The following is a 17,343-nucleotide window of genomic DNA, read 5'->3' as shown; positions in this document are numbered from 1 at the left end:
CCGTCCTTCCCCCTTCAGCCTTCTCCCCCATGCCCCGCACCCCTCCCACCGGCGCCGGACTCGGCTTTCGCCGCGAACTCATCGAGCCCCTCAAGGCCGGCGTCCCCGCGGCGCTCCGCTTCTTCGAACTGGCCCCGGAAAACTGGGCCGGCATGGGCGGCCGGTCGGCGAAGGATCTGCGCCACTTCACCGAGCGCCATCCCTTCGTCTGCCACGGCCTTTCCCTTTCCCTGGGCGGTCCCACGCCCCTGGACGAAGCGCTGCTCCGCCGCATCAAGGCCTTCATGGCCGAACACGGCATGGCCCTGTACACCGAGCACCTCTCCTGGTGTTCCGACGATGGGCAGCTCTACGACCTGCTCCCCATTCCCTTCACCGGTGATGCCGTCCGCTGGGTGGCGCAGCGCATCCGCCGCGCCCAGGACATCCTGGAGATGAAGATCGGCATCGAGAACGCCTCCTACTACGTCGCCCCCCCGGGGGCGGAGATGCGCGAGACCGAATTCATCTCGGCCATCGTGGCGGAAGCCGACTGCCTGCTGCATCTCGATGTGAACAACATTTACGTCAATAGCCGCAATTTCGGCTTCGACCCGCTGCAATTCATGACTGCGCTGCCCCTGGAGAAGACCTGCTACATCCACGTGGCCGGCCACTACACCGAGCCGGACGGGCTCCTGGTGGACACCCATGGCGCCGCAGTGATCGACCCGGTGTGGCATCTGCTGGAAGAAGCCTACCGCCGCACTGGCCCCGTGCCCACCTGCCTGGAGCGGGATTTCAACATTCCCGATCTGGGGGATCTGGTGCGGGAGGTGGAGGTGATCGCCAGGATGCTGGATCGAGCGGAAACCCCCGTCGCAAGAGTGGCCTGACGCCCGCGTCCCCAAGCAATCAGATCGAATTCGCGGCCCAGGGGTTGAGAACCGGCACGCCGGTTCCCTGAAAATCCACCACGTTGCGGGTGACGACTGTCATGCCATGGACCAGTGCCGTCGCCGCAATCAGTGCGTCGCGTTCGCTGCGCTTGTCGGGCACGTGCAGCCGGGCACAGCGCCGTGCCACAGCCGTATCGACGGGTAGCGTTCTCGCTGAAAACTCGGGCAATACCTGCTGCTCCAGCCACATCCGCAGCTGGGCTCCTTGGCCTGGGTCCCTGCGCTCCAGGGCCAACACGCCCAACTCCAACTCCAGAAGGGTGATGGCGGACACAAAGAGCTCCGAAGCATCGACGCTTCTTGCCCATGTCGCGACGTTGGCGTCGGCCTTACCAACATGAATCTTGCGCAGTTCGGACACCACGTTGGTGTCGAGAAGGTACATCACGAGAGATCAGCGACCTGGGGCTCGATCCTGACCCGCGGCGGCTCAAACTCAAGCTCCGCAATACCCGGCATCGCCAGCGCATCGGCAATATTGCGCCGCTGCCTGGTTAGCCGCTGGTAGTCCTCGAAGCTCAACAAGACATGCGCAGGCTTGCCACGATCGGTGATGAACACGGGACCGCTCTTGGCCGCTCTTTTCGCACGGGTAACGTCCTGGTTCAGCTCCCGGCTGGATAAGGTTGTGATGGTCATAACCACACCTCCTCGGTAAACATGTAATGTAGCGACGTTACTACACAGCGCACCGACGCGCAACACGCTTGCTCAGCGCCCTACCCCCTACAGCAGATGCATCTTCTTCGCCGCCTCCCGCAACTCACCGCGGAAATCCGGGTGGGCGATGCCGATGAGGGCTTCGGCGCGTTGTTTGGCGGTCTTGCCCCGCAGTTGGGCGACGCCGTATTCGGTCACCACGTAGCTGATGTCGTTCTTGCCGGTGGTGACGTGGGTGCCGGTGGAGAGGGTGGGGACGATGCGTGACACGCTGTCGTCCTTGGCAGTGGCGGGCAGAACGATGAAGGCCTTGCCGCCCTTGGAGCGATTGGCGGCCCGCACGAAATCGGTCTGGCCGCCGGTGCCCGAGTAGGGCAGGAAGCCGTGGGTTTCCGAGCCGCACTGGCCGACGAGGTCGATCTGCATGGTGCCGTTGATGGCCATGAGGTTGTCGTTCTGCCCGGCCAGGTAGGGATCGTTGGTGAAATCGACCGGGTGCATTTCCAGCGCGGGGTTGCGGTGCATGAAGCGGTAGAGCTTGCGGTCGCCGAGGGCGAAGCTGGCCAGCATCTTGCCCCGGTGGCAGTTCTTGCGCTGGTTGGTGACCACGCCATTTTCCACCAGGGTCATGATGCCGCTGCCGATCATTTCGGTGTGGATGCCGAGATCGTGCTTGTCGGCGAGCTGGATCACCACGGCGTCGGGAATGCTGCCGTAGCCGATCTGGAGGGTGGCCCCGTCGGGGATGAGGTCGGCGACGTATTTGCCGATGGCCTCCTGCACCGGTCCCACCGGCGGCAGGCCGACTTCCAGGATGGGCTCGTCGCTTTCCACCAGGGCGGCCACCTGGGAAAGGTGAACGTGGCAATTGCCGTGGGCGAAGGGGACGTTGGGATTGACTTCCAGCACCACCGTCCTGGCGCGGCGGATGGCGGCCATGGTGTAGTCGGCGGCCAGGGAGAGGGAAAAATAGCCGTGCTGGTCCATGGGCGAAGCCATGGTGAAGACCACGTCGGCGGCCAGCTGTTCGCGGTCCAGCAGCATGGGCAGTTCGGAGAAATAGGCGGGGACGTAGTCGATCCAGCCCGCCTGGCCGCCAACGCGCGTGGCGGCGCTGAAGAAATAGGAGAGATGCCGCACGTGCTCCACGGTGGCCGGATCGAAGTAATCGAACTTGCGCAGGGGCAGGAGCTGGGCGACGGTGACGCCGAGGAATTCCTTGCGCTGGGCAGCCAGGGCGTTGAGCAGGGTGGGAGGTTCGCCCACGCCGGTGGGGACGACGATGCTCTCGCCGTTGCGCACCAGGCGGACAGCTTCTTCCGCCAGTCGGCGCTTTTCCTGGTATTCGTGCAAGAGTTTCATGGCGTGCCCCCTGGTTCTCCCTCGAGCCGGCCGCTGCGCCGGACAGTAGTGGCCCAGTATCGAACCCGCCCGCCGGCCTGTCAAACGGGGTTTTCGGTGAAGATGCCGCAGCCATGCACCAAGGCGCCGCTTTGGCTTATATTGACGGTTGCATCGCCAACACCTTCAACACCGTTTTCCCCAGGAGATTCCCCATGCGCCTCATCCGTCTTGCCGCCGCCGCCCTCTTCGCCACCCTGCTCAACGTCGCCCAGGCCGGCAGCCTGGCCGATCTCACCTCCGGCGAGGCCAATTCCGGCCTCAAGGAGGCCCTGAGCACCGGCGCCGAGTTTGCCGTCACCAGCCTGGGCAAGGAAAACGGCTTCCTGGGCAACAAGAAGGTCAAGATTCCCCTGCCCGAATCCCTGGAAACCATCGAAAAGGGCCTGCGCGCCCTGGGGATGGGCAAGCAGGCCGACGAGCTGGTGGTGACCATGAACCGGGCCGCCGAAAAGGCCGTGGTCAAGGCCAAGCCCATTCTGGTCAATGCCATCAAGAGCATGAGCGTGCAGGACGCCAAGGGCATCCTCACCGGCGGCGACGATTCGGTGACCAAGTTCTTCCGCAAATCCACCTCGGAACAACTGGCGGTGGAATTCCTGCCCATCGTCCAGGAAGCGACCAAGAAGGTCGATCTGGCCAAGAAGTACAACAAGTTCGCCAAGAAGGGCGCCAGCCTGGGCCTCATCGACAAGAAGGACGCCGACCTCGACACCTATGTCACCGAGAAGGCCATGGACGGCCTCTTCCTGATGATCGCCGAAAAGGAAAAGAGCATCCGCGCCAACCCCCTGGGCGCCGGCAGCGATATGCTCAAGAAGGTGTTCTCCTCCCTCAACTGAGCGCCCCTCCCCCCAGGCGGGCGTGTCGGATTTCCTGACACTCCCGTCCCGCCAGGGGAGGCCCCGGCGCCTCTCCTCGATCCCGCCACGCCCCGCTGCGCCTGGGGCGGCAGGTTTTTTGCGGAAAACAGAACGGAACTTGCTTTCTCTCAGCCTCACCCCCGCGGCACGATCCCGCTGCCCCCATCCAAGAACGGAGCCCTCGCCATGAATTACTTCCTGCAGATTGACGGCATCGACGGTGGGTCGGCGGCCAGGGGCCTCGAAGGCGCCTTTGCCGGCGTTCAGGTCTTCGACTACCAGATCGACAGTCTCATCACCGTCCTGGGGGAGGAGAGGGAGATCACCCGGGCCGATTTTTCGCCCCTCGACCTTTCCCTGGACCTGAACGCCGGCCTGACCCGCCTGCTGGATTCTGCCCTCAATGGCACGACACTGGGGCCTGTCCGGCTGGTGGGCATGACCGAAGGCGACCGTGCGGAGATCGCCTTTGAAATGCGGCTGGGAAACGCCATCGTCAGCAAGGTGGAGGACGGCATCGCAGCCGACCAGCTCAGCCTGGATTTCAACGCCATCAGCGTCAGCGTCTGGGACATCCTGGCGGACGGACGCCGGGGCCAGGAAAACCACTTCTCCTGGGATCTCGTTGCGCAGCAGGAGGCACACGTCGAGATTCCCAAGCCGAACACCGCGGACGGCTCGGGAACCCCAGGCGGGAACCCCACCAAGTTCTTCCTCTTCGTCGAAGGCCTCAACGGCGGCTCCACCGCCCGGGGTGCGGAAAGGGCGTTCGAAATCACCGATTACAGCCTTTCCGCCACCCTGGAGGCGCTCACCACCGCCGTCCCCGGGGAAAGCGCCGGGGGAACGGCTTCCCTCGCCGTGGACCTGGAGATCAGCGATGGCCTGACCGGCCTGCTCGCCTACGCGGCTGTCGGCGAGACCCTCCGCGCCGTGCGCCTGGTCGGCATGAGCGACGACGGGAGAACCCTCACGCCTCAGTACGACCTGCACCTGGGCGGCGTGGTCATCACCACCTTCGAGCAGGCGGACAATACCGCCTCCGTCGAATTCGCCTTCGAGGCCCTGAAACTCACCACTACTGGAAACGATGCGAAGGCCAGCGGAGAGGATGAGGAGTTTTCCTGGAACGTCCCCGACAGCGGCATCCCCAACGTCACCCCGGGTAGCAAAGAGACGGGCGGCGAGGCGGAACGCTACTTTCTGTACATCGACGGGATACGCGGCGATTCGACGGCCAAGGGCTTCGAAGGCGCCTTCGAGGTCGACGCCCACCAGTTGGCCCTCAACACTCCGGTGAGCTTCGACGTGGAGGGCAACATCGTCTCCGGCCCCACCGAGTTTTCCAGCCTGAGGGTCAATCTCGACCTGGTCGACGGCCTCTCCCCCCTCCTGGGCACTGCCGCGCAAGGGGAGGTACTGCGTTCCGTGCGCCTCGTGGGGGTGGTCGAAGACGACGGAGAGAGGCTCACCACTTACGACCTGAGCCTGGGCAGCGTCCATGTCGCGGCAATCAACGAATCCTCGGAGGGCGACTCCCTGGCCTTCGATTTCGGCCAAGTCATCCTGAAAACCTGGGACGTCGAAGCGGGCGGGGGCCTGGGCTCGCCCTCCGAATTCAACTGGGACGTGGCCGGCAACCATATCGGGGACACCGCCATCACCAAACCGGACATTCCGAACCAAGGGACTGGGGGGGCCGCCAACCAGTTCTTCCTGCTGATTGAGGACGTCAATGGCGGTTCGACGGTGCGGGGTTTCGAGGGCGCTTTCGAAATCGACGCCTACAATCTGGGCATCGAGATTGCCAGCCTGCGGGGCAGCGTGGGCCGCCCGGATTTCAGCGATCTGGAGGTCAGCCTGTCCCTCGGCGACGGACTCACCTCACTGTTGAGCCAGTTGACCCAGGGAAGCCCGATTGAATCCGTCAGCCTCGTCGGGGTACAGAATGCGGGCACCAGCGGGACCCCGCAAAAGACCTTCGAACTGCGCCTGGGGGATGCCCACATCAGCGCGCTGGGGGAGACAGATGGCACGGACAGCATCAGCTTCGCCTATGAAAGACTGGTCCTCGACACCTACGATATCGACGACAAGGGTGTCCGGAATTCCAGCCCTCACACCTTCGCCTGGAATCTCGTCACCGGCGAAGCGGAGGCGTCCGTAGGCAAAACCACGCCCTCGGGGCCCGAAACCGGCGGCGCTGCAACCCAGTTCTACCTGCTGGTGGAAGGCATCAACGGCGGCGTGGATCTGGACCTCGCCCGCGGCGCCTTCGCCGTGGAGTCCCACCATTTCGACGTCGATCTGGTCTCGACCGGCGGAATTGGAGCCGTCGCGGGTGCCGGTCGCCCCGACTTTTCCAACCTCAGCGTCACCCTTTCCCTGGATGACGGTCTGACGCAACTCCTGCACGACACCGCTTCTGGTCAACTGATCGACAGCGTGCGTCTCATCGGCGTCACCGACGGCGACAGGCAGGAAATTACCTACGACCTGCGCCTGGCCGACGCGACGGTAGCCGCGGTGAATGACGCCCTCGGCGGCAGCGATTCCCTGGAATTCGCCTATCACGGCTTCAGCCTGACCACCCGGAACGTGCGCGCCGACGGCAGCCTCTCCTCCCCCAGCACCTTTTCCTGGGACGTCCCGAATGGACGGACGGGCGGCACCATCGCCCCCCCCGACATCCCACACGACACCACCGGCGGGGGCGCACAGCGCTTTTTCTTCTACATCGACGGCCTGATCGGCGATTCGACCGCCCGGGGTTTCCAGGGCGCCTTCGACGTCGAGGACTACGCCCTCTCCATCGGCAACACGGCCGAAGCCGGGGCGCTGGTCAGGTTCGAATCCGATGTCTCGCCTCTGGCCATCCGCTTCGCCCCGGGCGGCGATCTGGCGGAACTGCTGCAGCACGTCGCCGGCGGAGAGGTCATCCGGTCGGTGCGTCTGGTGGGCACGAGCGGCGACGAACGGGGGCAGACGGTCTTCGACCTCAAGCTGGGCGAAGTGCTGATCTCCCAAGTCCAGGGCAGTCAGGACGGCGAGGAATTCGCCTTCGACTTCCGCCAGATTCATCTGTCCACCTGGGAACTCGACGGGGGCCGCAGGGGCGACCCCCACGTCTTTTCCTGGGACTTCAGCCGGCGCACCGAAGATACGGACATCCCCGACCCCAATTCCAACGCCGCCCCCGTCGCGGTGGGGGACACCGCCAGTGCCGGGGAAAACGAGGCCCGCCAGGTCAATGTCCTGGCCAATGACAGCGACCCGGACGCCGGCGACACCCTGCACCTCGCCTCCCTGGGCGCGGTGAGCGTGAGCAGCAGCAACACCGCCATCGATGGCCTGAACGCCGGCGCCGCCGTCTCCCTGGCCGGCAACCAGATCGCCTTCGCACCGGGCACCCTGTTCGACGCCCTGCGCCAGGGGGAATCGGCCCAGGTCACGGTGAGTTACCTGGCCGCCGACAACGCCGGGCTCACGGCCCAGGCCAACCTCGTTCTCACGGTCCTGGGCAGCAACGACGGGCCGACCGTGGCCGGCCGCGTCGATCTGGGCAGCGCCACGGGCAGTGGCGCGATGCTCATCACCCGCGAGCAGTTGCTGGCCAACGCCAGCGACGTCGATTGGGGCGACACCCTGAGCGTCCTCGGCCTCTCCGTCACCGCGGGTAGCGGCAACCTGAGCGACCAGGGCAACGGCACCTGGCTGTTCACCCCGGCTACCGGCTTCGTGGGCGCCGCCGCCCTTTCCTACCAGGTGAGCGACGGCGCGGCCCAGGTTGCGGATGGGGCGGACCTCCAGGTCTACAACCCCATCGTGGCCCAGAGCGGCCAGGCGGTGGTGCGGGGAAGCGCCAGCGCCGACAGGGTCATCGTGGACCGCAGCAATGCCAATGTAGACGCCGGCTCGGGCGACGATACCCTGGTGGTCGACCCCGCCCCCCGCGGCGACATCTACCACGCCCTGAGTGGCGGCAACGGCAACGACACCCTCGACCTCTCGAGCTTTGCCAGCCCGGTCATGGTCAACCTTCAGGTGGGCCGTCTGGTCGGCGTGGAGTACGGCGTGGCCAACCTGCGTTCCTTCGAAAACGTCATCGGCGGCAGTGGCGACGACTACCTGGTGGGGGGCGCGGGCGCCAACCGCCTGGAAGGGCGGGACGGGGACGACAAGCTCCTGGGCGGCGCTGGCAACGACGTGCTGTTGGGCGGGCGCGGCGACGACCTGCTCATCGGCGGCGGTGGCGAGGATCACTTCGTCTTCGGCCCTGACTTCGGCGACGACCGCATCATCGACTTCAATCCGGGAACCCTCGCCCGCCACGACACCCTGGACCTGCGGGGCCTGGGCTTCGCCTCCCACGCCGAGGTGCTGGCCCATACCGACGGTGGCGGCAGCGCCGTCATCCACGCCGGCGACGATTCGATCACCCTGCAGGGCGTTTCCGTCGCCCAGTTGAGCGCCGCCGACCACTGGCTGCTGCTCTGAGGCGACGCCGGCGGCCCGGGTAGCCTCGACCTTCCCGGGACGGCCGGCAAGCCGGCATAATCCGCCGGTCCGCACCGCCCCCCACCCGGCCCCGCCGGGCTCTCCCTTGCCATGTCCGCGCCCCGCCCCGTCCTCGACTCCACCTTCACCACCCACGACAGCGTGGCGCTGTTCTACCGCCACTGGCCCGCCACCGGCCCACGCCAGGGTGCCGTCCTGCTCTTCCACCGCGGCCACGAGCACTCGGCACGCATGGGTCACCTGGCCAACGAACTCGACCTCCCCGACTTCGATATCTTCGCCTGGGACGCCCGGGGCCACGGCCGCTCCCCCGGCCCCCGCGGCTACGCGCCGGGGCTGGATTTCACCGTGCGCGACATGCAGACCTTCGCGGACCACATCCGCTCCCGCCACGGCATCGCCCTCCAGGACATGGCCGTGGTGGCCCAGAGCGTCGGCGCCGTGGCCGCTGCCGCCTGGGTGCACGATTACGCACCGCCCCTGCGCTGCCAGGTGCTGGCGGCGCCGGCCTTCAAGGTCAAGCTCTACGTCCCCCTGGCCCGCCCCGGACTGCGCCTGTGGCAGGCCCTGCGCGGCAATTTTTTCGTCACCAGCTATGTGAAGGCCCGCTTCCTCACCCAGGATGCCGCGCGCCAAACAGACTACGAGCGCGACCCCCTCATCAGCCGCTCGATCTCGGTCAATATCCTGCTCGAACTCTACGCGGTGGCCGAACGCATCGTCGCCGACGCAGCGACCGTCACCCTGCCCACCCAGATGCTGCTTTCCGGCCGCGACTGGGTCGTCCATCCCGGCCCCCAGCACGCCTATTTCGAGGCCCTGGGCAGCCCGGTGAAGGAGCGCCACGTCTTTCCCGACTTCTATCACGACACCCTGGGCGAGCGGGACCGCGCCCCCGCCGTGGCCGCGGTGCGCCGCTTCATCAGCGAACGCTTCGCAGCGCCCCCGGCGCCCGTGGACCTCGGCGACGCCGACCGCCAGGGCCCCACCCACGATGAAGCCGCCGCCCTGGCCGCGCCCTTGTCGCCCTTTTCGGCCCGGGGTCTCTACTGGGCCGCCACCCGCGCCGGACTCCGCTTCGGCGCCCTGCTTTCTACAGGCCTCAAGCTGGGCCGCGACACCGGCTTCGATTCCGGCAGCACCCTGGATTACATCTACCGCAACCAGGCCACGGGCCGGGGCCCCCTGGGGCGCCTCATCGACCGGACCTACCTCGACGCCATCGGCTGGCGCGGCATCCGGGAGAGAAAACGCCATCTGGAGGAACTGATCCTGCGCGCCCTGGCTCGCCTCGCCGAGGAAGGCAGTCCGGCGCGGGTGCTCGACATCGCCGCCGGCCACGGGCGCTACGTCCTCGACGCCGTGGCGGCCGCCCCCGTGCGACCCGCCGCCCTGTTGCTGCGGGATTTCAGCCCCCGCAACGTGGCCGCCGGGCGCACGCTGCTCGCCGAGCGCGGCTACGCCGACATCGGCCGCTTCGAGGAAGGCGACGCCTTCGACCGGCAGGCTCTCGCCGCCCTCACCCCCCAGGCCGGCGTGGCCATCGTTTCCGGACTCTATGAGCTCTTTCCCGACAACGGGCCGGTGCGGGAATCCCTGACCGGCCTCGCCGCCGCCGTCGCCCCCGGCGGCTACCTCATTTACACCGGCCAGCCCTGGCACCCGCAACTGGAACTCATCGCCCGCGCCCTGACCAGCCACCGGGAGGGCCGTCCCTGGGTGATGCGCCGCCGCAGCCAGGCGGAACTGGACCAGCTGGTCGCCGCGGCGGGCTTCGAAAAACTGGAGCAGCGCATCGACCGCTGGGGCATTTTCACCGTCTCCCTGGCCCGGCGCCGGCCCGGGCCGTGAGCGACGCCACCCCGGCGGCCCCGCCCTGGCCCTGGGGGCGCGCCCTGGCCTGGCTGGCCTTCCTCGGCCCCCTGTTCTTTCTCAGCTACGGCGCGGCCAACGCCCTGGCCGAAGCCCGGGGCGTCACGCGGAGCGTCATCTTCCCGTGGGAGGCGGCCATTCCCTTCCTGCCCTGGACCATCGTGCCCTACTGGTCCATCGACCTGCTCTACGGCCTGTCCTTCCTGGCCTGCCGCAGCCAGCGGGAAGTCGACACCCACGGCCTTCGCCTTCTCGGCGCCCAGGTGATCAGCGTCGCCTGCTTCCTCGTCTTTCCCCTGCGCAACAGCTCCGAGCGGCCCGCCATCGGCGCGCCCTGGTCCCCGCTCTTCGACGCCCTGGCGGCCTTCGACAAGCCCTACAACCAGGCGCCGGCCCTGCACATCAGCCTGCTGCTCATCATCTGGGCCCGCTTCGCCCCGCGGCTGCGGGGGCCGGCCCGCGGCCTGGCCGGGGCCTGGGCCCTGCTCATCGCCCTCTCAACCCTCACCACCTGGCAGCATCATTTCATCGACCTGCCCAGCGGCGCCACCGCAGGGCTGCTGTGCCTCTGGCTCTTCCCCGACCGGGGCCTCCGCCCCCGCTGGCAGCCCGTCAGCGACCCCCATCGCCGCCGCCTCGCCGGCCGCTACGCCCTGGGCGCCCTGATCTGCACCGGCCTCGCCCTGAGCGGCGCCTGGGGGGGCTGGACCCTGTGGCTGCTGTGGCCGGCCATTTCCCTCGCCGCCGTGGCCCTGGCCTACCGCGGCCTGGGCGCCCGCGTCTTCCGGGAAGACGACGGCCAGCGCTCCGCCGCGGCAGCCTGGCTCCTGGCCCCCTACACCCTGGCGGCCCGACTCAACGCCCGCCTGTGGACCCGGGGCGTGCCCCGGGCGGTCGCCATCACCGACGGCGTCTGGCTGGGCCGCCATCCCATCGGCAGCGGCCTGGACAGCGGCGGCTACGCCGCCCTGCTCGACCTGGCTCCCGAGCTCCCGCCCCCCAGCGGCCCGGCGCGGCGCATCAGCCTGCCCTGGCTGGACCTCGTCCCGCCCCAGCCCGCCGACCTCGCCGCTGCCGCGGCGGCCATCGAAGCCCTGCGCCCCCACGGCCCCGTGCTGGTCTATTGCGCCCTGGGCTACTCCCGCAGCGCCGCGGCCGTGGCTGCCTGGCTGTTGCTGAGCGGCCGGGCGAATGACATGGGGGATGCCCTCGCCCGGGTCCAGGCGGCCCGCCCCCAGGCGGTCCAGGGACCGGAGCACCGCCGGGCCCTGGCGACCCTTGCTTCCCCGACCGGCCTTGGGCAGACTCTCCCCACGCCAACCCCGCCCCCTTCCGCCCAGGAGTAAGCCCGTGCGCTCCTTTATTTTTGCCCTGCTGCTCAGCCTTGGACTCAACCCCATGACCTACGCCGCCGAAGACGACCGCGCCGCCGACCGCCAGGCGCTCCTGCTCATCCTCAAGGACGTGGAAAGCGGCATCAACGACGCCAATGTCGATCTGATGGCCAGGCACATCGACGACAAGGCCGTCGTCACCTGGCTCAACGCCGAAGTTTCCAACGGCCCCGACGAAGTCCGCGCTTACTTCAGACGCATGGTGGGCGACGCTCCGGGCACCATTCTGAGCAAGTATTCCACCCACCCCAAGATCGCCGGCCCCGCTACCTTCTACGGTGATTTCGCCGTGGCCCACGGCACCACAGCCGATGAATTCACCCCCCACCACCGCTCGGTCTTCCGCTTCGAGACCCGCTGGACGGCAAGCCTGCGCAAAGTCGACGGCCAGTGGAAAATCATCGCTCTCAACCTGTCCACCAACACCTTCAACAACGTGCTCATCACCGAACTGGAGCGACTGGCGCTCTACGCCGGCGTGGGCGGCCTGGCGGCGGGGCTAGGCCTTGCAGCGGGCTGGGCTTTCCTGCGGCGCCGCAAAGCAGCCCCGGCCGGCTGAAGAGTCCGGGTTTCTCGCTCACCCTCGACGTGCCCCACTCCCACTGCCGTACACCCGGTGTCGGAGATTTTGACACCGCCGCGACTGCGATGCGCAATTGTCGCCAATAATCATACCCGTACGAGACGGGCTTGAATTTTGCTTACGGTTGCACTGCACTTCAACCCGCACTTCAACGCTGTGGAGCCGTCATGAACACCAAGTTTCTCGCCACACTATTGCTTCTCGGGATCACCCAGACCGCTCAGGCCGGTGTGATCAATTTCGACAATCTTTCCCTCAACGATTTCGACGACATCGCTACCAACTACGGTAGTCACGGCGCCGGCGGCGCCGGTGATTCCCGCGTTGGCGTCAGCTACAGCGGCAGCAATAGCACAACTACCCATCTCGATTTCTGGAACAACAACTACGGCGACCTGAGCAAGGTCGCCTTTTCGCCCAGCGACGGCACCCTGGCGCGCATCAGCTTCACCTCGAACGCCGGCTGGCTGATCAGTTCCATTCGCTTCGACCTGGCCGGCTGGTTTGACCAGGACCGCGCCGCCCGTACGGTCGTCTATAACATCGGCGGCAACACGGTCACCCTGATCGACGAACCCATCGAGGGCGATTTCACAGGGAACCGTCACAGTTCGTTCTCCCTGTCGGATATGGGCAGCACGGCCTACATCGAATGGGGCAACGACTGGAATATCGGCATCGACAACATCGAATTCACCGTGGTCGCCGACCCCAATTTCAATGGCCGCGCTCCCGAGCCGGCGGGCCTGGCACTCCTGGGCTCCGCCCTCGGCCTCCTGGCGCTGCAGCGGCGGCGGAACGCCCGGCGTAGCTCCTGAGGTTCCGTAGCCGACAGAAAACGGGCGACCCCGGTCGCCCGTTTTTTTTCTGGATGCAACTCCGGGCAAGGGAGTGTGCCGCTCCCCAGATGGCGCTGAGCCCAAGCGGCCACTTTCCGGGCACCCCAGGCCCAAATTGGCGGGCAGGCAGAGGTGCTTAAAAGCCAACATGATCGCGCTCGACGGTTTGATCACAGCGGCCCGCGGATAATGGTCTTCATTCCCCACCGAGAAAATCCTGCTGCAAATGCACTGGCCTGGAGGATCAGGAAGTCACCGGGCAGTCCGAAGAGTTGGCCGGTGATGGAACGATACGGGGTGGCTGCGGCGCCCCAAGAAAAAGGCCGGGTCGCCCCGGCCTTTCCGACGACCGCAATAAGAGCCCTATTCGTCTTCTTCGTGCAACTGGAACTTGCTCGCCATCTGCTGCTGCACGTGGGGTGGCACGGCGGCGTAGCGGGCGAACTCGATGGCGTAACTGCCTTGGCCGCCGGTGAGGGACTTGAGCCGTGATTGGTAGTCGTTGAGTTCGGCCAGGGGCACTTCGCCGGTGATGGCGGCCATGCCGTGGCCGCGGCCGTCGGTGCCGGTGATGTGGCCGCGGCGGCTGGAGAGGTCACCGGTGAGATCGCCGATGGCGGTTTCCGGGACGACGATCTCGATGGTGACGATGGGCTCCAGCACGATGGGCCTGGCGCCGCGGATGGCCTCGATGACCGCCTTGCGGCCGGCGGTGACGAAAGCCACTTCCTTGCCGTCCACGGCGTGGGTCTTGCCGTCATGGACCGTGACCTTCAAGTCTTCCACCGGAAAGCCGGCGACGACTCCACCCTCCAGGGCCTGACGCACGCCTTTTTCCACCGCCGGCATGAAGACGCCGGGGATGACACCACCCTTCACCGCATCGACGAACTCGAAGCCTTCGCCACGTCCCTTGGGTTCGATCTTGAGGTGCACCTCACCGAACTGGCCGGCGCCGCCGCTCTGCTTTTTGTGGCGGTGCATGGCCTCGGCCGGGGCGGTAATGGTTTCGCGGTAGGGGATGAGGGGCGGCTTGGTGTCCACCTCCAGCTTGTACTGGGCCACCATCTTGGTCAGCTTGGACTTCAAATGAATTTCGCCCAGGCCGCGGATGACGGTTTCGTTGCTGTGGGGGTGGCGCTCGACGACGAAGGTCGGATCTTCCACGGCCAGTTTGGCCAGGATGTCGAAGAGCCGCTGCTCGTCGCCCTTCTTCTTGGTCTCCACGGCCAGACCGGCCATGGGGCGGGGGAAGTCGAGGGGAACCAGGTGGATGTGGTCCTCGTCGTGGGAATCGTGCAGCACGCAGTCGAAATCGATTTCCTCGACCTTGGCGATGGCGCCGATGTCGCCGGGGAGCAATTCGTCCACCTCGGCGCTGTCCTTGCCCTGGAGCTGGTAGAGATGGGCCACCTTGAAGGGCCGCTTGCCGTCGCCGACGAAGAGCTGCATGTCCTTCTTCACCGTGCCCTGATGCACGCGGAAGATGCCGATCTTGCCCATGTAGGGGTCGGCCACCACCTTGAAGACGTGGGCCAGCACGTGCTTGGCGGGGTCCGGCTCGGCGTGGAAGGCCAGCGTCTCGCCGCCCGGTTCGCCCTTGTAGAAGGGCGGTGGGTTGCCTTCCGCCGGGTTCGGTGCCAACGAGGCCAGCACATGCAGCAGTTCCTTGATGCCGGCGCCGGTCTTGGCCGAGGTGAACAGGATGGGGATCAAATGCCCTTCGCGCAGGGCCTTTTCGAAGGGGGCATGGAGGTCGGCCACGCTGGGGTCGGCACCGTCTTCCAGGTATTGGGCGAGCAGATCCTCGTCTTCCTCGACGATCTGGTCGATGAGGGCACGGTGGGCGGCGGCGACGGATTCGAAGTCGGCGTCACCGGCATCGTGCTCCAGCACTTCGACCACGTCAGCCGCGCCGTGGGCGGGCAGGTCGAGCACCATGCAGGCCTTGCCGAAACGCTCCCGGATATCGGCCACCAGGCCGGGGAGATCGAGGTTCTCGGCGTCGATCTTGTTGATGACGATCATGCGGCAAAGCTTGCGCTCGGCGGCGTAGCGCATCATGCGCTCGGTCATCAGCTCGACGCCAGTCTGGGCGTTGACCACTATCAGGGCGGTGTCCACCCCGGCCAGGGCGGCGATGGCCTGGCCGGCAAAATCCGGGTAACCCGGCGTATCCGCCAGGTGGATATGGGTGTTTTCGTAGGCGAAATTGACCAGGGCAGAGGTCAGGGAGTGGCCAGCATCCCGCTCCAGCGGGTCGGCATCGCAGACCGTGCTGCCCTTGTCGACGCTGCCCTTGGCGCCGATGGTGCCGGTGGCGAAGAGCAGGGCCTCGGCAAGGCTGGTCTTGCCCGCGGCGCCGTGGCCGACGAGGGCGACGGAACGTAGGGCTTCGGGGGGAATTCTGGACATGGTGGTCTCCCGTTACTTGTTGGAATCCGTTTGGGGCGCCTGAAGGCCGGCTGCCACCAGGCGCTCGGCAAAGTAGGGGCCGGCGCCGTACAGCACGCCGGCCGCCAGTGCCATGAGCAGCAGGCCGCCGCCGAGTTGCTTGCCGGTCTTGGCGTTGCCGTCCCAGTGGGCCGTAAAGAAGCGGAAAAGGCCGATGGCGTGAATCACCCCGGCCGGCGCCGCCATCCAGCGAGCCGCGGTGGCCGGCGCGGGCACCGCCAGGAAGGGCTGCAGGATGACCAGCAGAACGAAGGGAATGCCGACCAGCGCAAGGGGAATTCCGGCCACGGCGAGAATCCACTGCCGCCCGGCGGCAAAGGCGGCCGGAATGACGTTGATGTACCCCACGAGGGCGAGGGAAAAACCCGCTGCCGCCGCCAATGCCGTGAGGGCGACGAAAAGCGTGAACCAGATATCCATTATTTTTTGGCTTTCTGCGGGCGTTTCCAGCCGGGTATGGTCAGTTGGCGGGCCCGTGAAACCGTGAGGGCATCGGGAGGAGCATCCTTGGTCAGGGTGGTTCCGGCGCCAAGGGTGGCGCCGCGGCCCACGGTCACCGGTGCCACCAACTGGGTGTCTGACCCGATGAACACGTCGTCCTCTATGATGGTCTTGTGCTTGTTGGCGCCGTCGTAATTGCAGGTGATGGTCCCGGCACCCACGTTGACCCGCTGGCCGATGACGGCGTCGCCCACATAGGCCAGGTGGTTGGCTTTGGACTGGGCTGCGATGGTGCTGTTCTTGACCTCGACGAAGTTGCCGATGTGCACCTCGGGGCCCAGTTCGGTGCCGGGGCGCAGGCGGGCGAAGGGGCCGATCACGCCATCCGGCCCCACCACGGCATCGTCCAGGTGGCAGTAGGCGGCCAGCCGGGTTCCGGCGGCGATCTTCACATTCTTGAGCACGCAGTAGGGGCCGATTTCGACGGCGTCGGCCAGTTCCACCTTGCCCTCGAAGACACAGCCGACGTCGATGACCACGTCGCGGCCGCAAGCGAGTTCGCCGCGCACGTCAATGCGATTGGGGTCGGCGAGACGCACGCCGTGGACCAGCAGGGCATCGGCGATATTGCGCTGGTGTACCCGCTCCAGTTCGGCGAGCTGCACCTTGCTGTTGACCCCCAGCACCTCCCACTCGCCATCGGGCTGAGCGGTACGCACGGGCAGGCCCTCGGCGACGGCCAGGGCGACGATGTCGGTGAGGTAGTACTCACCCTGGGCATTGTTGTTGGAGAGGCCCTTGAGCCACGCCTCAAGGCGCGCCGAGGGAATGGCCATGATGCCGGTGTTCACCTCGCGGATGGCTTTCTCTTCGGCCGTGGCGTCCTTTTCCTCGACGATACGGACCACGCGGCCGGCACCATCGCGGACGATGCGGCCGTAGCCCGTTGGGTTGGCGAGGTCGACCGTGAGAATGGCCAGCCCGTCCTTGCCGCCCTGCAGGAGTCGCTTAAGGGTGCTGGCCTTGGTCAGGGGCACGTCGCCGTAGAGGACCAGGGTCTGCCCCTCGGACGACAGCGCCGGCACCGCCTGCATGACGGCGTGGCCGGTGCCCAGTTGGGGTTCCTGCTTGGCCCAGGCCAGATCGGGCGCTGCGAGGGCTTCCCGGACCACTTCGCCCCCGTGGCCGTAGACCACGACGATGCGGTCGGCGCCCAGTTCCCGGGCGGTGTCGATGACGTGTTGCGCCAGGGGCTTGCCGGCCACCGGATGCAGCACCTTGGGCAGATTGGAATGCATGCGCTTGCCTTGGCCGGCAGCGAGAATGACGATGTTCATGGGGATTTGACGATCTAAAAAGCCGGAGCATCTCCGGCGAAGG

Annotated in this window: 13 protein-coding genes; 7 read left to right on the top strand and 6 right to left on the bottom strand. The window is 66.8% G+C overall.

The annotated features are described in order from the left end of the window. The first annotated feature begins 29 nt into the window (after nucleotides 1-29). Nucleotides 30-875, top strand: coding sequence for a DUF692 domain-containing protein (locus IPM73_00330; GenBank protein ID MBK8916545.1), 846 nt, complete (start codon nucleotides 30-32; stop codon nucleotides 873-875). A 19-nt stretch (nucleotides 876-894) separates the two neighbouring features. Here IPM73_00330 and IPM73_00325 read toward each other — a convergent pair whose 3' ends face one another. The 3 genes from IPM73_00325 to IPM73_00315 all read right to left on the bottom strand — a co-directional run bounded on the left by IPM73_00325 (nucleotide 895) and on the right by IPM73_00315 (nucleotide 2,960). Continuing rightward, a complete protein-coding gene (locus tag IPM73_00325) occupies nucleotides 895-1,323 on the bottom strand; it encodes a type II toxin-antitoxin system VapC family toxin (protein ID MBK8916544.1) in 429 nt (142 codons plus the stop codon). Then, the gene (locus IPM73_00320) at nucleotides 1,323-1,577 is read right to left on the bottom strand and encodes a type II toxin-antitoxin system Phd/YefM family antitoxin (GenBank protein ID MBK8916543.1); all 255 of its coding nucleotides are present in this window, start codon (nucleotides 1,575-1,577) and stop codon (nucleotides 1,323-1,325) included. The genes IPM73_00325 and IPM73_00320 overlap by 1 nt, the downstream gene beginning before the upstream one ends. Before the next feature lie 87 nt (nucleotides 1,578-1,664). Then, complete coding sequence (locus IPM73_00315; protein ID MBK8916542.1) at nucleotides 1,665-2,960, bottom strand: acetyl-CoA hydrolase/transferase family protein; 1,296 nt, start codon at nucleotides 2,958-2,960, stop codon at nucleotides 1,665-1,667. 194 nt (nucleotides 2,961-3,154) lie between these two features. Here IPM73_00315 and IPM73_00310 point away from each other — a divergent pair, with 194 nt between their 5' ends. The 6 genes from IPM73_00310 to IPM73_00285 all read left to right on the top strand — a co-directional run bounded on the left by IPM73_00310 (nucleotide 3,155) and on the right by IPM73_00285 (nucleotide 13,047). Then, nucleotides 3,155-3,841 (top strand): DUF4197 domain-containing protein, encoded by a 687-nt coding sequence (locus IPM73_00310; protein MBK8916541.1) that lies wholly within the window; start codon nucleotides 3,155-3,157, stop codon nucleotides 3,839-3,841. Between the two features lie 207 nt (nucleotides 3,842-4,048). Further along, nucleotides 4,049-8,359: a type VI secretion system tube protein Hcp gene (locus tag IPM73_00305; GenBank protein MBK8916540.1), complete on the top strand. Its 4,311-nt coding sequence runs from the start codon at nucleotides 4,049-4,051 to the stop codon at nucleotides 8,357-8,359. 111 nt (nucleotides 8,360-8,470) lie between these two features. Beyond that, the gene (locus IPM73_00300) at nucleotides 8,471-10,231 is read left to right on the top strand and encodes a bifunctional alpha/beta hydrolase/class I SAM-dependent methyltransferase (GenBank protein ID MBK8916539.1); all 1,761 of its coding nucleotides are present in this window, start codon (nucleotides 8,471-8,473) and stop codon (nucleotides 10,229-10,231) included. After that, entirely contained in the window at nucleotides 10,228-11,598 is a 1,371-nt protein-coding gene (locus tag IPM73_00295; protein MBK8916538.1) for a phosphatase PAP2/dual specificity phosphatase family protein, read from the top strand. The genes IPM73_00300 and IPM73_00295 overlap by 4 nt, the downstream gene beginning before the upstream one ends. 4 nt (nucleotides 11,599-11,602) lie before the next feature. After that, nucleotides 11,603-12,205, top strand: a complete 603-nt coding sequence (locus IPM73_00290) for a nuclear transport factor 2 family protein (GenBank protein MBK8916537.1) — start codon at nucleotides 11,603-11,605, stop codon at nucleotides 12,203-12,205. 191 nt (nucleotides 12,206-12,396) lie between these two features. After that, on the top strand, nucleotides 12,397-13,047 hold the full coding sequence (locus IPM73_00285) for a PEP-CTERM sorting domain-containing protein (GenBank protein ID MBK8916536.1): 651 nt from the start codon (nucleotides 12,397-12,399) through the stop codon (nucleotides 13,045-13,047). Between the two features lie 384 nt (nucleotides 13,048-13,431). On the opposite strand, the gene IPM73_00280 is transcribed toward IPM73_00285, so the two are convergent. Genes IPM73_00280 through glmU form a run of 3 tightly spaced genes read right to left on the bottom strand, consistent with a single transcriptional unit; the run spans nucleotide 13,432 to nucleotide 17,300 of the window. After that, nucleotides 13,432-15,483, bottom strand: coding sequence for an elongation factor G (locus IPM73_00280; GenBank protein ID MBK8916535.1), 2,052 nt, complete (start codon nucleotides 15,481-15,483; stop codon nucleotides 13,432-13,434). A 12-nt stretch (nucleotides 15,484-15,495) separates the two neighbouring features. Next, nucleotides 15,496-15,942: a hypothetical protein gene (locus IPM73_00275; protein ID MBK8916534.1), complete on the bottom strand. Its 447-nt coding sequence runs from the start codon at nucleotides 15,940-15,942 to the stop codon at nucleotides 15,496-15,498. Continuing rightward, nucleotides 15,942-17,300, bottom strand: coding sequence for a bifunctional UDP-N-acetylglucosamine diphosphorylase/glucosamine-1-phosphate N-acetyltransferase GlmU (gene glmU / locus IPM73_00270; protein ID MBK8916533.1), 1,359 nt, complete (start codon nucleotides 17,298-17,300; stop codon nucleotides 15,942-15,944). Before glmU ends, IPM73_00275 begins: the two co-directional genes overlap by 1 nt. Between the last annotated feature and the right edge of the window lie 43 nt (nucleotides 17,301-17,343).

Source organism: Betaproteobacteria bacterium, assembly GCA_016720065.1.
Lineage (GTDB): Bacteria > Pseudomonadota > Gammaproteobacteria > Burkholderiales > Rhodocyclaceae > SSSZ01.
Note: the sequence above shows the minus strand (reverse complement) of the source record. Positions and strands in the feature narration are given on the sequence as shown.